Genomic DNA, 23,407 nt, shown 5'->3' on the forward strand with positions numbered 1-23,407 from the left:
GCGCCCGCTGACTCTTTGCGCAGCGTTCCAGATCTGGTTCTCCATGCCGATGCCGATGGGCATTTCCGCGCCGCTGTCGACATCAATGGCGTTGCCTTCCGTCTGCTGGTGGACACTGGCGCGAGTATGGTGGCCCTGAGATATGAGGATGCCCGCGCGGCCGGCATCAACCCGGCTCCCGCTGAATTTCAGCTCAAAATGACCACGGCCAATGGAACGGGCACGGCCGCGCCGATCAGATTGGCCGCCTTTCGCTTCGCGCAGCATGTTTTTTACGATGTCCCGGCCCTTGTCATGAATCAGGGGGCCGCGCAATCAAGCCTGATGGGCATGAGCCTGCCGCGCACGTTCAGGTCTTACGAGATCTCGGGCGAGCAGATGGCTTTTCATATATAGGCCTGTCAGCCATTGAAAACGTTGCCCGGGCAAGACGTGTATTTATTTGAGAAGGTGCTGGGAATGATATTGACCTTGCGCGGCGGCGCGTAGGTGGTTTGGGTCAGTGTTATACTTCCATTCCTTAAAAAGGTGGATCCGAACCGCGGCGTATAGGCAAAGGATACGTTCGCGACAATGACGCTTGTGCCGGCAATGGCCAGATTGGACTGGACAGTGTTGGGTGCATTTGCACCGCCGGAACTCACAAGGGTTAATGGCGAGCCACATGACCACTGCGTCGTGCCGGAATTGATTGCAGACCAGGCCAGATAGGCTGTTGGTGTATTTGCCCCCGAATTGAAAAATACACTGGATATTGTCATTGTGGCAGTCGGCCCGCTGATGCCGCTCATCATCGGCGTGGCGACGCTGAAAATGTTGGTCATATCGCTGTCGCTGACTGTAGTATATTGCGCTGTGAGGTCTGCCAGCGAGCGTGACAGGCTGACAACCCGCCTGTTCGCCATGAGCGCCTCAGAAAAGGCAACAACGCCGGCGAAGATCGGGATGATCGCGAGGGGCGCGATGAGGGCAAATTCCAGAGCCACGCTGCCATCGCGGTTATTGATATAATCTCGCCACCGGTTTCGGGATCCATGCGACGCTCTGCCCGTTCCGGGTGTTGAATTGAGCATGCCGGCCTCAGAACGGTTCGGCTTTGAAGACAGCGGTGGCCCAGAGCACACGTCGCGGAATTGTATATGAAGTCGATTGTCCATTGCCTGTAGAAACTGAAGTGACGGTATTCGCAGTACCCAGAAGACCAGTCGTCAGCGCGGGCAGGGTATAAACCGCGCGAACGACCGCGATGCCTCCCGAGCCGATTTGTCTATAAGTCCATTGACTTACATCCAGCACTGGATATTGCACGGGATATGTGAGCGACGCGCTAGAAAACGAGGTTGCCGTTGAAACATCCATATAAACATCATTGCAATTCATTATGGCTGGCAGGCGCCTTGGGTTGCCGCACAGAGCTCCGTTTATAAAGCCCTGCGCCGATGCATATCCGCTTGAAGCGGCTGTCCCGGTAAGGATGTCGCGGGCTGCATCATTAACGGCAGTCTGAAACACCTCCTCGAGAAAGTAATTTATCGACAGTTCAATGGTTCCAAAGATGAGGCCAAGCATGGGTACGGCCAGCAAGGCGAATTCAATCGATACCGAGCCCGCCATGGATCTGAAGCGCCGTCGCGCGCGTATGCCTGGAAATTTTGTGCTCTGTTGTATAGGGACCCTATTATTTTCCGGCATATCTGTTCATTCAGCGTTGTTTTCTGAATTGAACGTACTGGAATGACCTTATAAATGTTTTAATGTCAGCATTTAAATTATATCTATACTTCGATTTGAAAAATAAATTCGCCTGAATTTATCGATATTATTTGGATGATGGGCTTATAAGATCGTTTCTTGCTTTGATGCCGGTTTGTACTTCCGAGGAAAAGGCCTGCGCATCGCCCAGTGATACGAGAGGCATGCATCCGGGTGTGCAGGAATAGGACTCGCGGTTCATCCCACGCTGCAGAACCAGCACTTTTTCCTCAGCCGGATGAACGGAAATGGTGGCCTCAGAAATTGCCTTTCCCTGATCGTCGACGGCAATCAGGTTTGTTGAGCCATAGCCTTTTCCCGTCAGGATCATGGTGCGATTTTTAAGAACGGTGACATCCGCAATTGCCGGATTGCCGATGATGATGGTCCTGGCCATGTCCGGCATTTTCATGACTTGCGCCCGGTCAAGAAAAACCTCGATCTGGGCTGGATCGGCCAGCGCGTTGCCGCAGCCGCCGGATAAAATGCTGGCAAGTGAAATCAGCATTCTGGCCCGGATCGATTTCATCTGCAGGTTCCCATCTGGAGCAATTTCACCCATAACAAGCAAATAATAGTGAATAAAAATTAAATATATCTTTCTATTATATCTCATTATTATTCATTGATTTGCATAAATTGCCATATTGTCCTGATTTTTCACTTTATATTATATAGTGAAGAGCTGCGAATGTGCTGAAAACAGATTATTTACATATTTTATCTTACTTTCTTTCCTTCCGTTAAGCATTTATTTGGGGCTCTCGGATATGCTCGTGATACGTCAGCGCGATGGCGTTTAATGTATTTTTATCAGTTTATTTTCGGAGCACATTGATGTTGAAACTTCTCTCCCGTTTCATGACGGATCAATCCGGCGCGACCGCAATTGAATATGGCCTCATTGCCTCGCTCATTGGCGTCGCGATCGTCGGCGCCTTGCAGGCCACCGGCGCAAAGCTCAAGCCACCCGCCCCCTGAAATAAGCAGGGCCTGCTGCAGGCAATATAATTTAGGTTTTCAACACAACGGCCCCTTTCCGGGGCCGTTTTGTTTTGTCTGGTTGCAAGCACAGGTTGTTATTCGCACCAGATGTGTCTTCACGGTACATAATAATCATATAATTAAATTCATGATGACGCAGAGTTGATATAAAAATTTTGTGCTTATTTTTGAAATTACAACAACAATACTAAGCAAATTAAACAGTGAAATTAACTGAATATACGTAATTACGTAATAGTTTTTGAATTGCGGAATAAATATACCGGAATTACCGCATTATAAAATTCATATGTTGGAGCAAATCATGATAAATCTGGCTAGAAACTTCATCCAGGATCAGTCTGGAGCAACTGCAATTGAATATGGTCTTATTGCGTCATTGATTGCTGTGGCAATCATCACGGCAGTGACCAATGTTGGGACAAAAATTTCCGATAGATTCAATTCCATCGCGACCAATGTTGCTACTTAAACACCAGTTATAAATTACATTTGCTTCGATGTTCAGGTTTACGCAAGCCAGACAAGACATACTTCCGCTCAGAGATTATGCCTTGTCGGATCAAATGGTTGCATAAGCTCACGAACATCGGAGCAAAACTATGAGGGTCATTATAAAGCGCTTTGTGCATGATCAGTCCGGAGCAACGGCCATTGAATACGGTCTGCTCGCGTCGCTGATCGCTGTTGCTATTATCACTGCTGTCACGAGTGTGGGCACACAACTGAAAAGTACATTTACGACTGTAGCCAACAGCTTGTCCTGACCGGTGTCAGTCATGAAGTCCGGCTTTGGTCGGATCAGAATACAGGCGGGTCTTCCATGGACCTGCCTTTATTTTTTGGCTCTAAGGTTTTATTAATCAAACTGAAATGTTCAAATTCTAGGCTCACGTCAGTTCAATGCGCGCCGGCTCGTCCCGGGGGATAATATGATGATCAGTCTGGCAGGCTTGCTGGTTTTTCCGTTTCTGATGGCCTATGCGGGTTCTTCCGATCTGTTCACGATGAAGATTTCCAACAATATATCGCTTGCGCTGGTGGCGAGTTTTCTGGCGCTGGCGCTTGCGATCGGCCTGCCATGGCACGAGATTGGCTGGCATCTGTCCTGCGGCGGGGTAATGCTGGTCATCACATTCACCTTTTTTGCGCTTGGCTGGGTTGGCGGCGGCGATGCCAAGCTGGCGGCGGCAACCGCCGTATGGCTCGGCTGGACCGATATACTCGATTACACGCTGGTTTCGGCAATATTGGGCGGCGTCCTGACGCTCGGGTTTCTGCAGTTGCGCAAAATGCCATTGCCGCAATGGGCTAATTCGCATGAATGGATCGCCCGGCTGCATAGCCCGGAAAACGGTGTTCCCTACGGTCTCGCGCTCTCGGCGGCGGGGTTGATTGTATTTCCCTATACCGAGATCTGGCGGCGCGTGTTCGGGTTCTAACGCAGCGCCAGCGACGCCGAAACCGCCAGCAGCACCATCGCCACGCCCCTGTGCATGAAGGTGAGCGCGCGTGCTGAACGAAACAGGGTGCGCGCCCTGTCTGCCGTGAACGCATAAAGCAACGTCACGCTGGTCAGCACCAGCGCCAGCACGGCGGCAAGCAGTATAAATTGCTGTAACCCTATCTGCGTCATGTCGAGCGCGAGCGGCATGATCGACAGAAAGAAAATGATGACCTTCGGATTGCCGAGCGTCAGACTCACAGTGCCGGCAAACAGCGGCAGCGCGCCAGCATCGGCGCCGGAGCGCGCGGGCTCCGCCCCGGTTGCGGGCGCATGCCACAATGCCCAGCCCAGATAGGCGAGATAAGCCGCGCCGCCATAATGGATGACGGTGAAGAGCCAGCTGAACTTCTGCACCACCAGCGTCAGCCCGGCGGCAGCACATGTGAACCAGATGAGGTCGCCGACAACGAAGCCCGCAATCATGGCCGCCAGCCCATGCCGCCCCTGCCGCAGCACGCGCGCGATGAGCGCGGCTATGCCGGGGCCGGGCACGGCCACGGCAAGGCCGTAGATGCTGCTGAACAGAAGAAGATTCGCCAATGTCATGTCGGGTGCACGCGGCCTTGTTCAATATGGAAAATATGCGCCCGGCCCGCCAGACCGGCGAAAGCCGCCTGGTCTGCGCCCGTCATCCAGATCTGGGCACCGAAGCCGTCCAGCTTGTTGAACAGGGCTTCCCGGCGCTCGGGGTCAAAATGAGCGGCAATCTCGTCCAGCAGGATCAGGGGCGCACGTCCCGTCATCTGGCCGATAAGCTGCGCATGAGCAAGAATGAGGCCGGTCAACAAAGCTTTCTGCTCGCCGGTTGAGGATTGCGCTCCATCCATGGCCTTGGGGCCGTGCCTGACGTGCAGATCGCTCACATGCGGGCCGATCAGCGTCCGCCCGGCGGCCGCATCCCGGCCGCGGTTGTCATGCAGCAGTTCGCGATAGATCTCTTCAGCGACGACAGCGGGGTTTTCCCGGCAAAGCCGGTCTATTTCCCCCTCCAGCGCCAGTTCGGCCCATGGAAATACAGTAAATTCGTCCCGTTCACGCAGAATCAGGGCCTGCAGGCGGCTGATCGCCTCAAATCGCGCCGTTGCAACGGCTATGCCGAGTTCGGCGGCTTCGCGTTCGGCGGCGTCCAGCCAGACTTTGTCGGTAAACGAGTCCTCGAGCAGGCGGTTGCGGTTGCGCAGCGCGCGCTCCAGCGCATTGACCCGGCTGCCATGCGCCGCATCCATCGCCAGCACCAGCCGGTCCAGGAAGCGCCGCCGCTCGCCGGCGGGGCCGGTGAACAGGCCGTCCATGGCGGGCGTCTGCCAGATGACCGAGATATATTCGGCAAAGGCCGTGGCTGAGCCGACGGGTGCGCGGTTGACACGGCATCTGCGGCTTGTCTCGCCGCTTTCATAGCCGGTGCCAAGGTGCACTTCTATGTCGTCGCCGGCCAGTTCGGCTGAAACCGCCCAGGACGGGGCAATGCTTTGCGCTTCGCGGCGCAGACAATCCTTCAGATCGGCGCGCCGAAGGCCGCGGCCAAGACTGAGAAACGACAAGGCCTCGAGTATATTGGTCTTGCCTGCGCCATTGGGCCCGGTCAGCACAACCAGACGGCGTTCGATCTCAAGATCGAGCGTGGCATAGGATCTGAACCCGTTCAGCGCCAGCCGGCGGACAAGCGGGCGCTGAAGCGCAGGGTAGTCTGGCACGAGAGCGGTCATGAGGTCTCATGCCATGATTCATGCGAAAATGAAATTTCAAACCCGCATCGGCATCAGCACATAAAGCGCCGGTGCGCCGTCGCGGTCGAGCACGAGTGTCGGCGAACCGGCGTCCGCCAGCTTCAGCAGGGCGGTGTCGCCATCCAGCTGCGCGGTGATTTCGAGCAGGTAGCGGGCGTTGAAGCCGATATCGATCGGGGCCGAGTCGTAATCGACCTCGAGTTCCTCGACGGCAGAGCCGCTGTCCGGATTGGTGACGGAAAGCGTCATCTTGCCATCGTTGAGCGAAAGCTTGACCGCGCGGCCACGCTCGGAAGAAATGGTCGAGACGCGGTCGACAGCGGCAGCAAAGGCACTGCGTTCGACCACCAGCCTCTTGTCGTTATTGGTGGGAATGACGCGGTTATAATCCGGGAAGGTGCCGTCGATGAGCTTGGAGGTCAGGACAACGGAGCCGAAGGAAAACCGCGCTTTGGTTGTCGACATTTCGACGCTCACCTCGGCATTGGTGTCGTCGATAAGCTTCTGGATTTCGGCGACAGCCTTCTTGGGCAGGATCACGCCGGGCATCCCGATGGCCCCGGCGGGCGCGCCAATCTCGACGCGCGCGAGGCGGTGGCCGTCGGTGGCGACGGTGCGCAGCATGGTTTTGCCGCCGACATCCAGAGTATGGATGAAAATGCCGTTGAGATAGTAGCGCGTCTCCTCATTCGAGATGGCGAACTGGGTCTTTTCAATCAGCTTCTTGAGATCGGAGGCGGGCAGCGCGAATTGGTGCGACAGATCTCCCGCGCTCAATTTTGGAAAATCGGTTTCCGGCAACGCCTGCAGGTTGAAGCGCGAGCGGCCGGAGCGCAGCAGCATCTGGCCTGAATCGCCGCCCAGTTCCAGCGTGACCTGCGCGCCGTCCGGCAATTTGCGCACGATGTCGTAGATCACCTGAGCGGGGACGGTTGTCGCGCCCGGCTGTGTCACTTCGGCGGGCACCTGATCGGCGATTTCAAGATCGAGGTCGGTCGCCTTGAGGGCGAGATGGCCGTCCTCGGCCTGAATAAGCACGTTGGACAGAATCGGTATGGTGTTGCGCCGTTCGACCACCCGATGCACATGGCCCAGGGATTTCAGGAGAGCCGAGCGTTCCAATGTCACTTTCATAACGCCAAATCCATCATTTTATAGTTCGCAGACCATGGTGGGGCGATATCATTGACGTGTCGTCTGCGTAAGTGCAAGAGAAAATCCGTGGCGTTGCTGGCGGATTCGCTTAAAATCCAGAATAAATTTAACTTTGATTCTTATTATCTTGTCAGCCTAAACAATCTCGCAGGCGAGCCTGTTCAAAGGCGGCTTATTCAGGTGCGGCTCCGGTTCGTCCGGTCCGCGCCGACCAGTCAGGACTGTATGATGGCGCGTCGGGGCAAAGGTGAAGGGCGGGGGCGGATCGAGCCCAGCTTCGACGATGCGCATGCCGCGCCGGGCATGTCCGATCTGCGCGCCACGCGCGATGATCCGTCGCAGAATTGGGATGGCGAGGCGGAAGAGGCTCCTGCAAAGAAATCGTCAGGCCGGCGCAAGGGTCAGGCCGGCGGGGGCAAGGGACGGCGCGCGCGCGCCGGTTCCGGCGACGGGCGCCGGTCCTCGCGCCCGAAGCGGCGCTCATGGCTGTTAAGGCTGGTTTACTGGTGTTTCATCCTCGGCCTCTGGGCCTTCATCGGTCTGGCGGGGCTTGTCGGCTATTACGCGGCGCAATTGCCGCCGATCGACCAGCTGGCGATTCCGAAGCGGCCGCCCAATATCGCGATCATGGCGGATGACGGCTCGCTCATTGTCAATCGCGGCGATTCAGGCGGCCCGGCCATCCGGCTGAGCGAACTGCCGCCCTATCTGCCAAAGGCCTTTATCGCCATCGAGGACAGGCGTTTCTACCATCATTTCGGTATCGATCCCTTCGGCATAGCGCGCGCGCTCGTGCGCAACGTGATCGGTCATGGCGCGCCGCAGGGCGGCTCGACGCTGACGCAGCAACTGGCGAAAAACCTGTTTCTGACGCAGGAGCGCACCTTGTCGCGCAAGGCGCAGGAGGCGGTTCTCGCGCTCTGGCTCGAGCATACATATTCCAAGAACCAAATTCTCGAACTCTATCTCAACCGCGTCTATTTCGGCTCGGGCGCCTATGGCGTAGAGGCGGCGGCGCGTAAATATTTTGGCAAGAGCGCGCAGAATGTCACGCTGGCGGAGGCGGCCGTGCTGGCCGGCCTGATGAAGGCGCCGACGAAGCTCGCGCCCAATCGCAACCCCGAAGGCGCCAGCGCGCGCGCGGCACAAGTGATACAGGCCATGGAACAGGAGGGCTATATCACGCATGGCATGGCCGATCTTGCGCTCGCTCATCCGGCCCGCGCCGTGCGCGAGGACAGCGCCGGTTCGATGAATTACGTCGCCGATTATGTCATGGACACGCTGGATGAGACCGTCGGCGCCATTGATCAGGATATTGTCGTCTCGACGACCATTTCGCCGGTGATGCAGAGCGCGGCGGAAACGGCTCTTGTCGAGGAACTGGATGCCAAGGGCGGCAAATATGGTGTTTCTCAGGGCGCGCTCGTGGCCATGGACAGCAATGGCGCGATCAAGGCCATGATCGGCGGCCGCAATTATGCGGACAGCCAGTTTAACCGGGCCGTCTCGGCCAGACGCCAGCCGGGCTCGTCGTTCAAGCCGTTCGTCTATCTTACGGCCATGGAACACGGCCTCACGCCGGATACGGTGCGCGAGGACGGGCCGCTCAACATCAATGGCTGGCAGCCGGAAAATTACAGCCACGAATATTTCGGCCCGGTGACGCTGACGAACGGTTTGGCCCTGTCGCTCAACACTGTCGCGGTGCGCGTCGGCATGGAGGTCGGCCCGAAAAATGTCGTCGCAACCGCGCACCGTCTTGGTATTCAGTCCGAGTTGCAGCCTAATGCCTCGATTGCGCTTGGCACATCCGAGGTCACGCCGCTGGAAATGGCCGCCGCCTATGTGCCGTTTTCCAATGGCGGCATCGGCGTGCAGCCGCATATCATCTCCAGAGTGCGCACACGCGAGGGCGCGCTGCTCTATCAGCGCAAGGGCACGGGTTTCGGGCGGGTGATCGAGCCGCAATATGTGCGGATGATGAACACGATGATGCAGGAAACCCTGCTCACAGGCACGGCCCGCAAGGCCGAACTGCCGGGCTGGCAGGCGGCGGGCAAGACCGGCACCAGTCAGGAATACCGCGATGCATGGTTTGTCGGTTATACCAGCGCATTGACGGCGGATGTCTGGCTGGGCAATGACGATTCCTCGCCGACGAAGAAAACGTCGGGCGGCAATCTTCCCGTCGAGATATGGAGCCGCTTCATGAAGGCTGCGCTTCACGGCATCCCGCCCGCTCCGCTGCCGCTCGGCCTCTGGCATCGCGGCGACGGGCAGAGCCCCGAGACCGCGCCCGGATTGCCGCCGGCTTCGATTCCCGGCGCGGAGCAGGCGCCCCTGCCGCTTCAGTCGGCGGCGCCCGCCGGGCCTTCGCCCGTCACGCCCGCACGAGGCCAGACAGCGGCCAGCCCGCGCCGGACACAGGCCGCTGCGTCAGACGAACTCCTTCCGCCTGCGGACGTGCCAAACCGCCCGGAAGCGCCGCGAAAAACGCGGCCATCCGGCAATTTCCTGCAGCAATTGTTCGGCAATTAGAGCGCGGCCGGGCCGCTCATCAGTGGACGCTGACGGTTTCCAGCTCATGTTCCCAGGCATTGGCAATGGCGGCATCTTTCGAATCCGTCAGCAGAATGGGCGTACCATCAGCGCCAAGCAGGGCAAAAATCTTCAGGCCCGGTTCCAGCGCCGGAGCCTGCGGAAACAAGGCGGCCACGTCCTCTGAGCGCATAGGCTTGACATAGGCCACCAGTCCGTCGCCCAGATGTGCGAATTCCTCGGTGGTCAGGGGCGAATGATTGAAAGTCGACAAATCGATATGGGGCATGTTGATCCTCGGTAGTGGACGGGTGCAATCGCGTTTATCAGGCGATAAGTCCCTGAATTCCTTTCTTTAATCGTGAACGTTAATCGTGATGCTCTGGACGAGCTTTTCTGGTTCGGGCCGCACAAGGTCGATGGAGAGGAGACCGTTCTGCAGGTCGGCGCCCAGCACTTTCATGCCGTCTGCCAGCAGAAATGCGCGCTGGAACTGCCGGGCTGCAATGCCGCGGTGCAAATACTGGCGCTCCCGGTCGTCTGTCTGCTTGCCGCGGATCAGAAGCTGGTTTTCCTCGATCACCACTTCAAGCTGATCGCGGCGAAAGCCGGCTACAGCCAAAGTTATGCGCAAGCGGTCAGGCTGACCCTCGGCAGGCGCGAGGCGCTCGATATTATAGGGCGGATAGCCATCCGAAGTCGCTTTGGTGACGCGGTCCAATGCGCGTTCGATTTCATCAAAGCCAAGCAGAAATGGCGAATTCAGAGTTGCAATACGGCTCACGGGGAAGTCCTCTCATCGGCACTTCGGTTATCCGGGTCCATGACAGCCCCCGGATAACGCCAATATGGGATCGCATTTGCATGAATGCAAGATCCCGCCCCGCGGAGGTTTTTATAATCCCTCGAACAGGGCGGTGGAGAGATAGCGCTCGGCGAAAGATGGAATGATGAGGACGATATTCTTGCCCTCGAATTCCGGCCTGAGACCTATTTCGATGGCCGCCGCCGCCGCCGCGCCCGAAGAAATGCCCACGGGAATTCCCTCTATCCGTGCCAGAAGGCGGGCCGTATCGAAAGCCGTCTGGTTGCCCACGGTGATCACTTCGTCAATCACGGAACGGTCGAGGATACCGGGGATAAAACCCGCGCCAAGTCCCTGTATCTTGTGCGGTCCGGGCGCGCCGCCGGAAAGAACCGGCGAATCTTCCGGCTCTACGGCCACGACATGAAGTGAAGGCCGGCGCGGCTTCAGCACCTGCCCGACGCCTGTGATCGTGCCGCCTGTTCCCACGCCCGAGACGAACACATCCACCTCGCCATTGGTGTCGTTCCAGATTTCCTCGGCGGTGGTGGTGCGGTGAATTTCCGGATTGGCGGGATTTTCAAACTGCTGCGGAATGATGGCGCCCGGCGTGGCCGCGACAATTTCGTTGGCCTTGGCGATGGCGCCCTTCATGCCGAGCGGGGCGGGGGTCAGCACCAGTTCCGCGCCAAGCAGAGCCAGCATCTTGCGCCGTTCGATCGACATTGATTCCGGCATGACGAGAACGAGTTTGTAGCCGCGCGCCGCCGCCACGAAGGCGAGCGCAATGCCGGTATTGCCGGAGGTGGGCTCGACAAGCGTGCTCTGGCCCGGCTTTATGCGGCCCTGAGCTTCCAGCATATCGATCATATTGACGCCGATGCGGTCCTTGACGCTGGCAATGGGATTGAAAAACTCAAGCTTGGCCAGAAGGTTGGCCTTGACGCCCTTGGCTTTGGCGAGGCGGTCGAGGCGCACCAGCGGCGTATCGCCAATCGTATCGGTGATGGAATTATAGATACGTCCGCGGCCCGGCTTCTTGGTTTGCGCGCTCATGGTGGATCTCCCTGTTTTGAACTGATCCTAGCAGAAACTGATTGATATCCCAGTACACTATTCAATACACATAATTTTGTCGATATTTATTTTTAATTACAAAATTAAATTGTAAAATCAGCAGCGCTGGTCGTTTGTCTGGCATCCTGCGCCGATTCACAGGCCTGACACAACTGCGCGATATTGACGAGTTCGAGCTCGTTCATGAAAGCCGTTGTGGCCGGATGCAGCGCCGGCTCGATAATCTGCGTCACATAGGGGAAGGCGGCGGTTGCCTCATCCTCATCCGTGCCGGTGGCGCGCAGAATTTCGGCCAGAGTGATGCGCCGCCGTTCGCGCGCCAGTTCATAACCGCCCTTCGGCCCGCGCACGCCCTTGAGAATGTTCACGCGCACGAGGGCCTGCAGCGCTGTCTCGAAATAGCGCGCGGGGACATTGAACCTGCTGGCCAGCGCCTTGGCCGCCACTGGCGTACCACGGGCATGGAGAGCAATGTCGACCACGGCGGCGATAGCCAGAATCTGGCGGCGCGCGAGCAGGTTCATCGGCCAGTCCCCGTACCGGTGCCCGTTGAGCCGAAGCCGCCTTCGCCGCGTGCGCTGGCGGGCAGGACGGCGATTTCCACAAGTTCCACCTGCCGCACCGGCGCGATCACCATCTGGGCGATGCGCATGCCATGCGTGATGGTGAAGGGTTCTGCTCCGAGGTTGATCAGCAGCACCTTGATCTCGCCCCGATAATCGGCATCGATCGTGCCCGGACTGTTGAGCACGGTGACGCCGTGCTTGAGCGCCAGACCCGAGCGCGGGCGTACCTGCGCCTCAAAGCCGGGTGCGAGCGCCAGCTTCAGGCCGGTGGGGATCAGTGCCCGCGCCGTGGGCGCCAGAACCAATGGTTCCGCGAGTGCGGCCATCAGGTCGAGACCAGCTGAATCCGCTGTCTGATAGGCCGGCAGCGGCAGGTCGGCGGCATGGGGCAGCCGTTCAACCAGCACGTTCATGGCAGCATTCCCGCAAAATGGGCGATAAGCCTCTGCGCCACCTCTTCCTTGCCGAGGCGGGGCCAGCTCTCCTCGCCGCCGGCAGACACCAGCGTGACCTGATTGTTCTGCCCGCCCATGACGCCGCTGGCTGCGCTCACATCATTGGCGACAATAAGGTCGCACCCCTTGCGCGCGAGCTTCGCCCGGGCATGTTCGAGCACATGTTCGGTTTCCGCGGCAAAACCGACGACGAGCGGCGGACGTCCGCTCGTGCGCCGGGCAATGGTGGCGAGAATATCTGGGTTTTCGGTAAAGGCGAGATGCGGCGCTTCGCCCTTGTCCTTCTTGAGCTTTTGCGTGCCGGTGCTGCTGACGCGCCAGTCGGCCACGGCGGCGGCGGCGATGAACAGGTCGGCGGGCAGGGCCGCCTCGACAGCGGCCAGCATCTCGCGCGCCGTCTCGACATGGATGACTTTCGCGCCGGGCGGATCGGCGAGGGCGACAGGGCCGGAAACGAGCGTCACCTGTGCTCCCGCCGCCACGGCTGCCCGCGCGAGCGCATGTCCCTGCCGGCCGGAGGAGCGGTTGGCAATATAACGTACAGGGTCGATAGGCTCATGCGTGGGGCCGGATGTGATCAGCACCCGCCGGCCCGCCAGCAGGCCGCCGGGCAGGGGCAGGATATGCGGACCCTGCAGCGCAGCGCCGATGGCCGCGACAATCTCCAGCGGTTCGGCCATGCGGCCGGGGCCGTATTCGCCGCAGGCCATCTCACCCTCGTCCGGCCCGACAAAAAGCATGCCGTCGGCGGTAAGCTGCGCCACATTGCGCTGCGTCGCCGGGTGCAGCCACATGCGCAGGTTCATAGCCGGGGCATTGAGTACGCGCTTGTCGGTGGCCAGCAGCAGCGTCGAGGCCAGATCATTGGCCAGCCCCTGCGCCTGTTTGGCCAGAAGATCGGCCGTGGCGGGCGCCACGACCACAAGATCGGCGCTGCGCGAAAGCTCGATATGGCCCATTTCGGCTTCGTCATCGAGCGAGAACAGATCGGTCTGGACCTTGTTGCCGGAAAGGGCTGCGGCTGAAAGCGGGGTGATGAATTCTTCTGCGGCTCTGGTCAGCACGACCTTGACGCCCGCGCCGCGCTTTTTCAGCTGGCGGATGAGGTCGAGACTTTTATAGGCAGCAATGCCGCCGCCGATGATGAGCAGGATGTTTTTGCCGTGCAGGGTGGAGGCAGATGACATGACAAATGTTCCGTGGCCTGAATCGCCGGATGCGCCGGGCACAGGACAGGCGCGCGCTGCGGGTGTGTGGCAATGGAGAAAGCCCTTTTCTCCATTTTATTCGCACCATTTGATTTAATTTACAAACAGAATCTGTTTAATGCAGCAGGCCCCAGGCCAGCAGACCGGCAATGATCCAGAGCGCCGCATTGCCCCAGCGATTGCCCCGTGCCTCTGCCCGGCCAATGGCCTCCACCGAGGCGGAGGACAGCGTGAAGCCGCGTTCCGCCGAATTTTCCAACGCGTTCAGCGCCTGTTCGGCCCGGTTCATCCATTGCGGCAGCGCCGCCGTCATCTTGGCGAAGGACACCAGCCCCTGCCCGGCGTCGCCAATCTTGCCGATGGGCCCCAGATTGCGCTCGATCCAGTCGCGGATGACGGGCTCGGCCGTGCGCCACATGTTGAGATGCGGGTCGAGCGTGCGCGCCACGCCCTCGACCACCACCATGGTCTTTTGCAGCATCACCAGTTCCGTACGGGTTTTCATCTCGAACAGGGCCGTGATTTCAAACAGCAGGGTCAGCAGTTTGGCCATGGAAATCTGGTCTGCGGTCTTGGAATGGATCGGCTCGCCTATGGCGCGGATGGCCTGGGCAAAATCATCCACCGAATAGGCGCGCGGCACATATCCTGCCTCGAAATGCACCTCGGCGACACGATGATAATCGCGGATGATGAAGCCATAAAGAATTTCCGCCAGAAAGCGCCGCTCCTTGAGCCCCAGCCGCCCCATGATGCCGAAATCCACCGCCACCAGCTTGCCGCTGTCGTCGACCATCAGATTGCCCTGATGCATGTCGGCGTGGAAGAAGCCGTCGCGCACGGCATGGCGCAGAAAACTCTGGATCAGGCCCTGCCCCAGTTTCGGCAGGTCGAAGCCCTTGCCCGACAGGGTCGAAAGATCGGAAAGCGGTGTGCCGTCGATCCATTCGAGGGTGAGAACATCGCGCGCCGTGCGCTCCCAGTCCACACCCGGAATCCGCAGATCGGGATCTGAGGCGGTATTCTGGCCAAATTCGGAAGCGGCGGCGGCTTCGAGACGAAAATCCATCTCGATTTTCACCGAACGCGCCAATGTATCGACCACTTCCACCGGCTGGAGGCGCTCGGCATCGGGCAGGAATCTGGTCGCGAGGCGCGCGGCGAAATACATGTCGGAAAGGTCGCGGCGGAAGCGCCGTTCAATGTTGGGCCGCGCCACCTTCACCGCGACATCGCGCAGGGCCTCGCCCTCGCGCACCTTGCCGCGATGCACCTGCGCGATCGATGCCGCGGCGATCGGCGGGCCGAATTCGACGAATATGTCATTGAGGGGCCGCCCAAACGCGGCCTCGATCATTGCCACCGCCTGTTCCTGCGGGAAGGGAGACATCTTGTCCTGCAGGGCGCTGAGCTCATTGGCCATGCGCGGCCCCGCGACATCGGGGCGCGTGGCGAGAAACTGACCAAGCTTGACGTAGGAGGGGCCAAGCCGCGCAATGGCCTTAGCCAGTTCGCCCGAGGAATGGCGACGCGCCATCATCTTGACGACATGGAGCCCCGGCCGCATCCAGTGCGGCAGCAGATCCGCATCCAGCGGCGCGAACACGCCTTCGCGCATCAGCACCCAGCCCACATGCGAAAGACGCCAGACATGGCCGATATTTGCCAGAACGCCCATGCTCAGAGCTTCCAGCCCGAGTGGATCGCGACGATGCCGCCCGAGAGACGCGTGTAGGAGACGCGGGAGAAACCCGCTTCGGCAATCATGTCCCTGAAGGTTTCAGCCGTGGGAAATTTGCGTATCGACTCGACAAGATAGCGGTAGGGCTCGCCGTCGCCCGTCACGGCTTTGCCTATGGCCGGTATGGCGGAGAAAGAGAAGGCATCGTAGATTTTATCGAGGCCCGGCACATCCACTTCCGAAAATTCAAGGCAGAGAAAGCGCCCGCCAAACTTGAGCACCCGGTAGGCCTCTTTGAGCGCAAGCGGAATGCGCGGCACGTTGCGGATGCCGAACGCGATGGTATAGGCATCGAAAGCATTGTCCGGCAGCGGCAGCTTTTCCGCATTCCCCTCGACGAAGGTCAGGCGCGGCAGATTGCGTTTTTCCGCCCGCTCCCGGCCCACGCGCAGCATATCGGCATTGATATCGAGCACGGTGACGTCGGTTTGCGGCCCTCCGGCCCCGATCACGCGGAAGGCGACATCGCCCGTGCCGCCGGCCACATCGAGATGATGAAAGGGGCGTCTGCGCGATGGCTTGACCATGCTCACCAGCACATCCTTCCAGGCGCGGTGCAGGCCGCCGGACATCAGATCGTTCATCAGATCGTAGCGGTCGGCCACCTTGTGAAACACATCGTCCACCATCCCCTGCTTGTCTTCGAGCGGGACATTGGCAAAGCCGAAATGGGTTTCCTGCGTGGACGGCATTTTTTGACTCCGATTTTGGCGCGACCATAGCGCTTTGCTCTCAAGAAGGCTATGCACTTGAGGCAAATTGCCGCCTGGAAATCGTCATGCCTGAATTGCCTGAAGTTGAAACCGTGCGTCGTGGTCTGGCGCCTGCCTTTGAAGGCGCCCGGATCACGCAGGTCGAGCAGCGCCGGGCCGATCTGCGTTTTCCCTTTCCCGAGAATTTTGTGGCGCGTCTGGAAGGGCAGACCGTGACTGCGCTCACGCGCCGGGCGAAATATCTGCTGGCCGATCTCTCCGGCGGCGAGGTGCTGGTCATGCATCTGGGCATGTCCGGCTCGTTCCGGGTTGAGGAAAATATTATTGGCCGGTTTCATCACGAGCGCAGCGCCGGGCTCCCGCATGATCACGTGGTGTTGCATTTTTCGAATGGGGCGCGTGTCACTTACAATGATCCGCGCCGCTTCGGCTTCATGGATCTTGTGCCGCGGTCACGCCTTGGCGAGCACCCCTTTTTCCGCAATCTCGGGATCGAGCCGCTTGGCAATGGCCTGAGCGGTCCCGGGCTGCTGCAATTGTTCGCGGGCAAGGCTGCGCCGTTCAAGGCGGCGCTTCTCGATCAGCGGCTCGTCGCCGGGCTCGGCAATATCTATGTCTGCGAGGCCTTGTTTCGCGCCCGCATCTCGCCGGAACGGGCGGCGGGGAGCCTTACCCCCGCCGAGGCTGAAGCGCTGGCCGCAACCATCCGGACAGTGCTTGAGGAGGCCATCGCCGCCGGAGGCTCAACGCTCAATGATTTTTCGCACACCGATGGCACGCTGGGTTACTTCCAGCACCGTTTTCAGGTCTATGACCGCGAGAACGAGCCCTGCCTCGTGTGCGGCGCGCCGGTGCTGCGGCGGGTGCAATCCGGTCGCTCGACATTCTATTGCGCGGCCTGCCAGAGGTGATTGGCGTCCTCATGCTTCGGGAGGCTCAGCATGACGGGCGTTTTTTTAAGGCCTCACCCTCGACACCAGAACCTCACCCTGAGCTTGTCGAAGGGTGAGGAACCAGTATCAGAACGCGGAAACATCCCGCCGCAGAATCATCCTGCGAACGTGTAGGCCGTCTTCACAGTGGTGAAGAATTCGGCGGCATATCTGCCCTGCTCGCGCGGGCCATAGGAGGAGCCTTTGCGCCCGCCGAACGGTACATGGTAATCGACGCCTGCCGTGGGCAGGTTCACCATCACCATGCCGGCTTCGGCGTGACGCTTGAAGTGCGACGCATGTTTCAGGCTGGTGGTGCAGATACCTGAAGCAAGGCCGAATTCGGTGTCGTTGGCGATATGCAGCGCCTCTTCATAATTTTTGGCGCGGATCACTGCAGCCACAGGGCCGAAAATTTCCTCTCGGGCGATGCGCATGTTGTTGCTGACCTCGGTGAACAAGGCCGGGGCCATGTAAAAGCCGGGGTTCTCGCGGTTGAGCAATTCGCCGCCCCAGGCCAGCTTTGCGCCTTCCTTGCGGCCAATATCGACATAGGATTGATCCTGATCGAGCTGGCTCTGATCCACCACCGGACCCATCTGCGTTTCGGGCTTCAGGGCATGGCCGACATTGAGGCTCTTGAGGCGTTCGGACACCGCCTCGACAAACCGGTCGTGAATGCCCTCCGTGACGATGAGGCGCGAGGAGGCCGTGCAGCGCTGGCCGGTGGAAAAATAGGAGCCGTTGACCGCCACTTCGACCGCGGTCTTGAGATCGGCATCGTCAAGCACGACGAGCGGGTTCTTGCCGCCCATCTCAAGCTGGAACTTGGCCATGCGCTTCAGGCAGGCCTCCGCCACCTTGCGGCCTGTGCCGACCGAACCGGTGAAGCTGATGGCGGTCACGTCCTTATGGGTGAGCAGGGTCTGGCCGACCACCGAGCCGCGGCCCATGACGAGATTGAACGTGCCCTGCGGCAGTCCGGCGCGGGAAATGATCTCGGCCAGCGCATAACCGCAGCCCGGCACCAGATCGGCCGGCTTGAAAATAACCGAATTGCCGTAGCACAGCGCCGGAGCGATCTTCCATGCCGGAATGGCGATGGGGAAATTCCACGGGCAGATGAGCCCGATCACACCCAGCGGCTCACGCGTCACCTCAACATCAATGGCCGGGCGCACGGAGGGCACCTTGTCGCCGGAAAGGCGCAGCGCCTCGCCAGCGAAAAAGGCGAAAATCTGCCCGGCTCTGGCGGCTTCGCCAATGCCCTCGGCCAGCGTCTTGCCTTCCTCGCGTGCCAGCAGGCGGCCCAGTTCTTCCTTTCGGGCAAGAATTTCCGCCGAAATCTTGTTGAGCGCGTCAAAACGCTGCTGCGGTGTCGAGACCGACCAATGCCTGAAGGCGTTCTTGGCGGCTTCGATGGCGGTGAGCGTCTGGGCTTCGTCGGCCTGTGCATAGGCGCCGATAATATCCGCCGTGTCGGAAGGGTTGACATTCAGCGTGGTCTTGGCGCCGTTGACCCAGTCGCCGGCGATGAAGTTTTTAAACATGTCCGTCATGATTGTTCCTGTTCAGAGCAGTTTGCGTGAGCTTAAATTGCGCATGAGGTGACTCACCCCGAATGTCCAGGGCGCGCATTGGGTGGAAAGTTGCATCCGGTTGAGCAATGTGCCGAGCCGCGGCGTCGAAACACGCACGATATCGCCGGTTTTATGGGTAAAGCCCTTGCCCGGCGCGTCCCGGTCCTTGATGGGCGCGAACATGGTGCCCAGAAACAGCACCGCGCCATCGGCATATTGATGATGCGGCCCGATCATCTGCCGCACCAGATCGGCGGGGTCGCGGCTGATTTTTGTCATGGAACTGCCGCCTTCGAGGGAAAATCCGTCCTCGCCCTCGACATTGAGCCGGATATGCGCGCCGCGCACGTCATCCAGCGTAAAATCCGCGTCGAACAGGCGCAGGAACGGCCCGAGCGCGCAGGAGGCATTATTGTCCTTGGCCTTGCCGAGCAGCAGGGCGGAGCGGCCCTCGACATCGCGCAGGTTCACATCATTGCCCAGCGTCGCGCCGACGATCCGGCCCGTGCTGGCAACGGCGAGCACCATTTCCGGCTCAGGGTTGTTCCAGGTTGAGATCGGGTGCAGGCCCGCATCCGCGCCAAACCCCACCGAGGACATGGGCTGCGCCTTGGTGAAAATTTCGGCGTCGGGGCCGATGCCGACCTCAAGATATTGCGACCAGGCGCCCTTCTCGATGAGCAGCGCTTTGAGCTGCATGGCGGCATCGGAACCGGGCCGGAGCCTTGAAAGATCGTCGCCGACAAGACGCGTGATCTCCTGCCTGATGCCGTCCGCCGCCAGCGCATCGCCGCGCGCCTTTTCCTCGATGACGCGCTCCAGCATGGAGGTGGCGAAGGTCACGCCCGCTGCTTTGACGGCCTGAAGGTCGACGGGTGCAAGCAGGTAAGGCTTTGCGGCATTCCGCGTCGCCTCGATCGAATTGGTCAAGATCGCATCGAGAGCGCCGAGGCTCTCCCCATGGGCGGCACGCAGTGCGGCAGCCGGATCGGCCGTTTCGCACAGGTCGCGCATCGTGGGGAATTGTCTTGAAATATCAATTAATTCGTTATTGCGCACCGCGCAGATCGCTGGGCCGCTGACATCCGGCCGCCACACGCGCCCGGCAAGCGCGGCTCTGCCGGCATCATTGGGGAGGCTCTCGGCGAGACTGAAGGAAATGGCGCCCGATGTCATTTAATTGCATCCCCGTGACAGAAATAATGCTGAATCCAGTGTCGGAATATTGCTTCTTTAGCCTCTGACATGCTAGCACTCAAATGTTATTTGTAAAAAGTTCAAATTCGGCGGCGGCCTGCAATTGGTGGTGATCATGGGGACAGCGGAATCGATCGGCAATGCGCCCTCCGGCCTTGCCCGGCGCGCCAGTCAGGATGCGCATAGCGCCCAGCGTCTGTCAAAGGCGGATCAGGTCTATCATCATCTGCGCGACGCTATTCTAAGCGGCACGATGGAGCCGGGGATGCTGATCGACAAGGCCGTCCTGTGCCAGCAGATCAATGTCTCGCGCTTTCCGGTCACCACGGCTATCAACCGGCTTGCTTATGAGCGCCTTGTGGTGATCGAGCCGCAGCATGGGTCTTTCGTATCTAAGATTTCGGTGCATGACGCCCGCGAATTTCTGATGATCCGCCGCGCGCTTGAAGCCGATATCGCCGGACAGGCCGCCATTTCCCTTCCCGAGGATGCGTTCGAGGCGCTGCGCCGCAATATCCGCTATCAGAAGGCGGCGGCCGAGGCCGAGGACAGCAAGGGCTTCAACGCGCTGGATGTCGAATTCCACCAGATCATTGTCAGCGGCCTCAATCTGACGCAAAGCAGCGATATTCTGAAGGGCCTGCGCGCCCATGCCGAGCGCATCCGCCGCCTGCTCGCGCCGCCCAAGAGCCGTCTTCTGGCTATTTTCAAGGAGCATCAGGCCGTCTGGCTCAATATTGAGGAACGCAACGAGGCGGGGGCCGCCGCCGCCATGCGCGCGCACCTGAGCCAGACCATTGCTATTTTTGAGGCCGTCGTGCGCGAGCGCCCTGGATTGTTTTCTTGAATCATCCGTTTTTGTAAACCAACTGAAAGACCTGTTATGACCCGACCTCGCTCCCTGCGCCTCCACAGCGATGATAATGTCATTGTTGCGGTGGAACCTATCGAAAGCGGCCAGAGCGCCGAATCTGTCATCGCGCGCATGCGCATCCCGCGCGGCCATAAAATGGCTGCCGCGCCTATCGCCAAGGGCCAGCCCGTGCTCAAATTTGGCCAGATCATCGGCTTTGCCTCGGAGGATATCGCCCCCGGCGACTGGGTGCACGAGCATAATGTCGTGATGCATGATTTTGCGCGCGATTATCAGTTCGCTGCCGCCGCAAAGCAGGAGGACATCCTGCCGCTTGAGCAGCGGGCGACCTTTCAGGGCTACCGCCGCGCCAACGGCAAGGTGGGCACGCGCAATTACATCGCGATTCTGACCAGCGTGAACTGCTCTGCCACCGTGGCCCGCTTCATGGCCAAGGAAATCGAGCGCTCGGGCATTCTGGCTCAATATCCCAATATCGACGGCATCATTCCACTCGTGCATGGCACGGGCTGCGGCATGGCCGCCAAGGGCGAGGGCTTTGACGTGCTCAAGCGTACGCAATGGGGTTATGCCTCGCATCCCAATATCGGCGGCGTATTGCTTGTCGGGCTGGGCTGCGAAGTGTTCCAGATTTCCCGCATGAAGCAGGAATTCAACATTGTCGAGGGTGACCATTTCCGCACCATGACCATTCAGGACACCGGCGGCACGCGCAAGACCGTGGAGGCCGGCGTTGCCCGCATCAAGGAGATGCTGCCGATCGTCAATGCCGCGCGGCGCGAGACCGTTCCGGCTTCCGAACTGATGCTGGCGCTGCAATGCGGCGGCTCGGACGGCTATTCGGGCATCACGGCCAATCCGGCGCTCGGTGCCGCCGCCGATCTGCTGGTGCGCCATGGCGGTACCGCCATCCTCTCCGAGACATCGGAGATTTACGGCGCGGAGCATCTGCTCACCCGCCGCGCGGCCACGCGCGAGATCGGCGAAAAGCTGGTCGAGCGTATCCATTGGTGGGAAGATTATTGCGCCCGCAACGGCGGCGAGATGAACAACAATCCCTCTCCCGGCAACAAGGCGGGCGGCCTGACCACAATTCTGGAAAAGTCGCTCGGCGCGGCCGCCAAGGGCGGCACCACCACGCTCAATGGCGTCTATCTCTATGCCGAGCAGGTCAAGGCCAAGGGCTTCGTCTTCATGGATACGCCCGGTTATGATCCCGTCTCGGCAACGGGGCAGGTGGCCGGCGGCGCCAATATACTGGCCTTCACCACCGGCCGCGGTTCGGCCTATGGCTGCAAGCCCACACCGTCGATGAAGCTCGCCACGAACACCGAGATGTATAACCGCATGGTCGAGGACATGGACATCAACTGCGGCGATGTGCTCGACGGCGTGTCCATCGAGGCCAAGGGCCGCGAGATCTTCGAGGCGCTGCTGCGCATGGCCTCGGGCGAGCATTCCAAATCCGAAGCGCTGGGCTATGGCGACGCCGAATTCGTGCCTTGGCAAATCGGCGCAACGATGTAATTGAAAAATAGGAATATTTCATGCGTTTAGCTCAGATCAGGCAAGCTTCCGGCGCGCGCGCGCTCGTTGTTTCCGACGCCGACAGCCGGATTGTCAACGGCGTTGCCACCACTTATGAACTGGCGCGCAGCGCGCTGAAAAACGGCCGTACGCTGGCCGCTGAAATCAATGCGCGCGGCACTGGCGAGCGGGTGGATCTCGCGGCGCTTCTGGCCGCCGGACAGGTGCTCGCACCCGTTGATCACGCGGATCCGGCGCATGTGATGGTGGCCGGAACCGGCCTGACCCATCTTGGCTCCGCCGAGGGCCGCGACAAGATGCATAAAAATCTTGCCGACGCCGCCACGCTGACCGACTCGATGAAAATGTTCAAGATGGGTCTTGAGGGCGGCAAGCCGCGCAATGGCGAAATCGGCGTACAGCCGGAATGGTTCTACAAGGGCGACGGGTCGACTCTGATCGCGCCGCAAAGCCCGCTGCTCTCGCCCGATTTTGCGCTCGATGGCGGCGAGGAGCCAGAAATTGCCGGCATCTACCTGATCGCGGAGGATGGCACTCCGGTGCGTCTGGGCTTCGCGCTGGGCAATGAATTTTCTGATCACGTCACCGAACGGCAGAATTATCTGTTTCTTGCCCATTCCAAGCTTCGGGTTTCCAGCATCGGGCCGGAACTGCTCATCGGTGAATTGCCCGCCGATATCCGCGGCACGTCGCGCATCTGGCGGGATGGCAAGGCGATTTTCGACAAGCCCTTCATATCGGGCGAGGCGAATATGTCCCACACCATCGCCAATCTTGAGCATCATCATTTCAAATATGCGCTGTTCCGCCGCCCCGGAGACGTGCATGTGCATTATTTCGGCACCGCGACCTTGTCGTTTTCGGATAATGTGCGCACGCAGGACGGCGATATTTTTGAAATCGAAGCCGCGCCCTTCGGCCTGCCGCTGCGCAACAGCCTGAAAACTGTGCCCGCATCAGTGCCAAAGGTGAGGATGCTGTAAAGCGAAAAAATTCGCTTCATCCTGAGCTTGCCGAAGCCTCA

Annotated in this window: 26 protein-coding genes; 10 read left to right on the forward strand and 16 right to left on the reverse strand. The window is 59.7% G+C overall.

Annotated elements, in window-relative coordinates:
- Positions 1 to 15: 15 nt before the first annotated feature.
- Positions 16 to 396: a retropepsin-like aspartic protease family protein gene (locus AC0N03_RS05395; RefSeq protein WP_474287547.1), complete on the forward strand. Its 381-nt coding sequence runs from the start codon at positions 16 to 18 to the stop codon at positions 394 to 396.
- A gap of 5 nt (positions 397 to 401) precedes the next feature.
- Here AC0N03_RS05395 and AC0N03_RS05400 read toward each other — a convergent pair whose 3' ends face one another.
- The 3 genes from AC0N03_RS05400 to AC0N03_RS05410 form a co-directional block, all read right to left on the reverse strand.
- A complete protein-coding gene (locus AC0N03_RS05400; protein WP_474287548.1) occupies positions 402 to 986 on the reverse strand; it encodes a hypothetical protein in 585 nt (194 codons plus the stop codon).
- Positions 987 to 1,080: 94 nt separating this feature from the next.
- Positions 1,081 to 1,614 carry a TadE/TadG family type IV pilus assembly protein gene (locus tag AC0N03_RS05405; protein ID WP_474287549.1) on the reverse strand — a complete coding sequence of 178 codons (534 nt, stop codon included), beginning with the start codon at positions 1,612 to 1,614 and terminating at the stop codon, positions 1,081 to 1,083.
- 205 nt (positions 1,615 to 1,819) lie between these two features.
- Complete coding sequence (locus tag AC0N03_RS05410; RefSeq protein ID WP_474287550.1) at positions 1,820 to 2,281, reverse strand: pilus assembly protein N-terminal domain-containing protein; 462 nt, start codon at positions 2,279 to 2,281, stop codon at positions 1,820 to 1,822.
- A gap of 308 nt (positions 2,282 to 2,589) precedes the next feature.
- On the opposite strand from AC0N03_RS05410, the gene AC0N03_RS05415 reads away from it, so the two are divergent.
- The 4 genes from AC0N03_RS05415 to AC0N03_RS05430 all read left to right on the forward strand — a co-directional run bounded on the left by AC0N03_RS05415 (position 2,590) and on the right by AC0N03_RS05430 (position 4,199).
- Positions 2,590 to 2,733: a Flp family type IVb pilin gene (locus AC0N03_RS05415; protein ID WP_474287551.1), complete on the forward strand. Its 144-nt coding sequence runs from the start codon at positions 2,590 to 2,592 to the stop codon at positions 2,731 to 2,733.
- A 328-nt stretch (positions 2,734 to 3,061) separates the two neighbouring features.
- Positions 3,062 to 3,229, forward strand: a complete 168-nt coding sequence (locus AC0N03_RS05420; protein WP_474287552.1) for a Flp family type IVb pilin — start codon at positions 3,062 to 3,064, stop codon at positions 3,227 to 3,229.
- 130 nt (positions 3,230 to 3,359) lie between these two features.
- Entirely contained in the window at positions 3,360 to 3,524 is a 165-nt protein-coding gene (locus AC0N03_RS05425) for a Flp family type IVb pilin (protein ID WP_474287553.1), read from the forward strand.
- Positions 3,525 to 3,689: 165 nt separating this feature from the next.
- The gene (locus AC0N03_RS05430; RefSeq protein WP_474287554.1) at positions 3,690 to 4,199 is read left to right on the forward strand and encodes an A24 family peptidase; all 510 of its coding nucleotides are present in this window, start codon (positions 3,690 to 3,692) and stop codon (positions 4,197 to 4,199) included.
- Here AC0N03_RS05430 and AC0N03_RS05435 read toward each other — a convergent pair.
- From AC0N03_RS05435 to dnaN, 3 genes are read right to left on the reverse strand one after another with little or no spacing between them, the layout of a single operon-like run.
- A complete protein-coding gene (locus AC0N03_RS05435) occupies positions 4,196 to 4,810 on the reverse strand; it encodes a LysE family translocator (RefSeq protein ID WP_474287555.1) in 615 nt (204 codons plus the stop codon). The two genes, AC0N03_RS05430 and AC0N03_RS05435, sit on opposite strands and share 4 nt — an antisense overlap.
- Entirely contained in the window at positions 4,807 to 5,970 is a 1,164-nt protein-coding gene (recF, locus tag AC0N03_RS05440) for a DNA replication/repair protein RecF (protein ID WP_474287556.1), read from the reverse strand. Before recF ends, AC0N03_RS05435 begins: the two co-directional genes overlap by 4 nt.
- Before the next feature lie 36 nt (positions 5,971 to 6,006).
- Complete coding sequence (gene dnaN, locus AC0N03_RS05445) at positions 6,007 to 7,125, reverse strand: DNA polymerase III subunit beta (RefSeq protein ID WP_474287557.1); 1,119 nt, start codon at positions 7,123 to 7,125, stop codon at positions 6,007 to 6,009.
- A gap of 246 nt (positions 7,126 to 7,371) precedes the next feature.
- On the opposite strand from dnaN, the gene AC0N03_RS05450 reads away from it, so the two are divergent.
- On the forward strand, positions 7,372 to 9,687 hold the full coding sequence (locus tag AC0N03_RS05450; protein WP_474287558.1) for a transglycosylase domain-containing protein: 2,316 nt from the start codon (positions 7,372 to 7,374) through the stop codon (positions 9,685 to 9,687).
- A 19-nt stretch (positions 9,688 to 9,706) separates the two neighbouring features.
- On the opposite strand, the gene AC0N03_RS05455 is transcribed toward AC0N03_RS05450, so the two are convergent.
- The 8 genes from AC0N03_RS05455 to ubiE all read right to left on the reverse strand — a co-directional run bounded on the left by AC0N03_RS05455 (position 9,707) and on the right by ubiE (position 16,231).
- Entirely contained in the window at positions 9,707 to 9,976 is a 270-nt protein-coding gene (locus AC0N03_RS05455; RefSeq protein ID WP_474287559.1) for a BQ00720 family protein, read from the reverse strand.
- Positions 9,977 to 10,042: 66 nt separating this feature from the next.
- Positions 10,043 to 10,471 (reverse strand): Hsp20 family protein, encoded by a 429-nt coding sequence (locus AC0N03_RS05460; protein ID WP_474287560.1) that lies wholly within the window; start codon positions 10,469 to 10,471, stop codon positions 10,043 to 10,045.
- A gap of 111 nt (positions 10,472 to 10,582) precedes the next feature.
- Positions 10,583 to 11,548 (reverse strand): cysteine synthase A, encoded by a 966-nt coding sequence (gene cysK, locus AC0N03_RS05465; RefSeq protein WP_474287561.1) that lies wholly within the window; start codon positions 11,546 to 11,548, stop codon positions 10,583 to 10,585.
- Between the two features lie 104 nt (positions 11,549 to 11,652).
- Positions 11,653 to 12,093 (reverse strand): RrF2 family transcriptional regulator, encoded by a 441-nt coding sequence (locus tag AC0N03_RS05470; RefSeq protein ID WP_474287562.1) that lies wholly within the window; start codon positions 12,091 to 12,093, stop codon positions 11,653 to 11,655.
- Positions 12,090 to 12,548: a dUTP diphosphatase gene (gene dut / locus AC0N03_RS05475; protein WP_474287563.1), complete on the reverse strand. Its 459-nt coding sequence runs from the start codon at positions 12,546 to 12,548 to the stop codon at positions 12,090 to 12,092. Before dut ends, AC0N03_RS05470 begins: the two co-directional genes overlap by 4 nt.
- On the reverse strand, positions 12,545 to 13,777 hold the full coding sequence (gene coaBC, locus AC0N03_RS05480; RefSeq protein ID WP_474287564.1) for a bifunctional phosphopantothenoylcysteine decarboxylase/phosphopantothenate--cysteine ligase CoaBC: 1,233 nt from the start codon (positions 13,775 to 13,777) through the stop codon (positions 12,545 to 12,547). Before coaBC ends, dut begins: the two co-directional genes overlap by 4 nt.
- Before the next feature lie 136 nt (positions 13,778 to 13,913).
- Positions 13,914 to 15,476 (reverse strand): 2-polyprenylphenol 6-hydroxylase, encoded by a 1,563-nt coding sequence (gene ubiB / locus AC0N03_RS05485; protein WP_474287565.1) that lies wholly within the window; start codon positions 15,474 to 15,476, stop codon positions 13,914 to 13,916.
- 2 nt (positions 15,477 to 15,478) lie between these two features.
- The gene (ubiE, locus tag AC0N03_RS05490; RefSeq protein WP_474287567.1) at positions 15,479 to 16,231 is read right to left on the reverse strand and encodes a bifunctional demethylmenaquinone methyltransferase/2-methoxy-6-polyprenyl-1,4-benzoquinol methylase UbiE; all 753 of its coding nucleotides are present in this window, start codon (positions 16,229 to 16,231) and stop codon (positions 15,479 to 15,481) included.
- An 86-nt stretch (positions 16,232 to 16,317) separates the two neighbouring features.
- Here ubiE and mutM point away from each other — a divergent pair, with 86 nt between their 5' ends.
- Entirely contained in the window at positions 16,318 to 17,163 is an 846-nt protein-coding gene (gene mutM / locus AC0N03_RS05495) for a bifunctional DNA-formamidopyrimidine glycosylase/DNA-(apurinic or apyrimidinic site) lyase (RefSeq protein ID WP_474287568.1), read from the forward strand.
- 137 nt (positions 17,164 to 17,300) lie between these two features.
- Here the strand turns inward: mutM and AC0N03_RS05500 are convergent, their stop codons facing one another.
- Entirely contained in the window at positions 17,301 to 18,743 is a 1,443-nt protein-coding gene (locus AC0N03_RS05500) for an aldehyde dehydrogenase family protein (RefSeq protein WP_474287569.1), read from the reverse strand.
- Between the two features lie 12 nt (positions 18,744 to 18,755).
- A complete protein-coding gene (locus AC0N03_RS05505) occupies positions 18,756 to 19,940 on the reverse strand; it encodes a fumarylacetoacetate hydrolase family protein (RefSeq protein WP_474287570.1) in 1,185 nt (394 codons plus the stop codon).
- Positions 19,941 to 20,076: 136 nt separating this feature from the next.
- On the opposite strand from AC0N03_RS05505, the gene AC0N03_RS05510 reads away from it, so the two are divergent.
- Genes AC0N03_RS05510 through araD1 form a run of 3 tightly spaced genes read left to right on the forward strand, consistent with a single transcriptional unit; the run spans position 20,077 to position 23,366 of the window.
- The gene (locus AC0N03_RS05510) at positions 20,077 to 20,808 is read left to right on the forward strand and encodes a GntR family transcriptional regulator (RefSeq protein ID WP_474287571.1); all 732 of its coding nucleotides are present in this window, start codon (positions 20,077 to 20,079) and stop codon (positions 20,806 to 20,808) included.
- A gap of 36 nt (positions 20,809 to 20,844) precedes the next feature.
- Positions 20,845 to 22,362, forward strand: coding sequence for a UxaA family hydrolase (locus tag AC0N03_RS05515; protein ID WP_474287572.1), 1,518 nt, complete (start codon positions 20,845 to 20,847; stop codon positions 22,360 to 22,362).
- Positions 22,363 to 22,382: 20 nt separating this feature from the next.
- Positions 22,383 to 23,366: an AraD1 family protein gene (araD1, locus tag AC0N03_RS05520; protein WP_474287573.1), complete on the forward strand. Its 984-nt coding sequence runs from the start codon at positions 22,383 to 22,385 to the stop codon at positions 23,364 to 23,366.
- The last annotated feature ends 41 nt before the right edge of the window (positions 23,367 to 23,407 follow it).

This window comes from Methylocystis sp. sgz306128 (assembly GCF_056032725.1).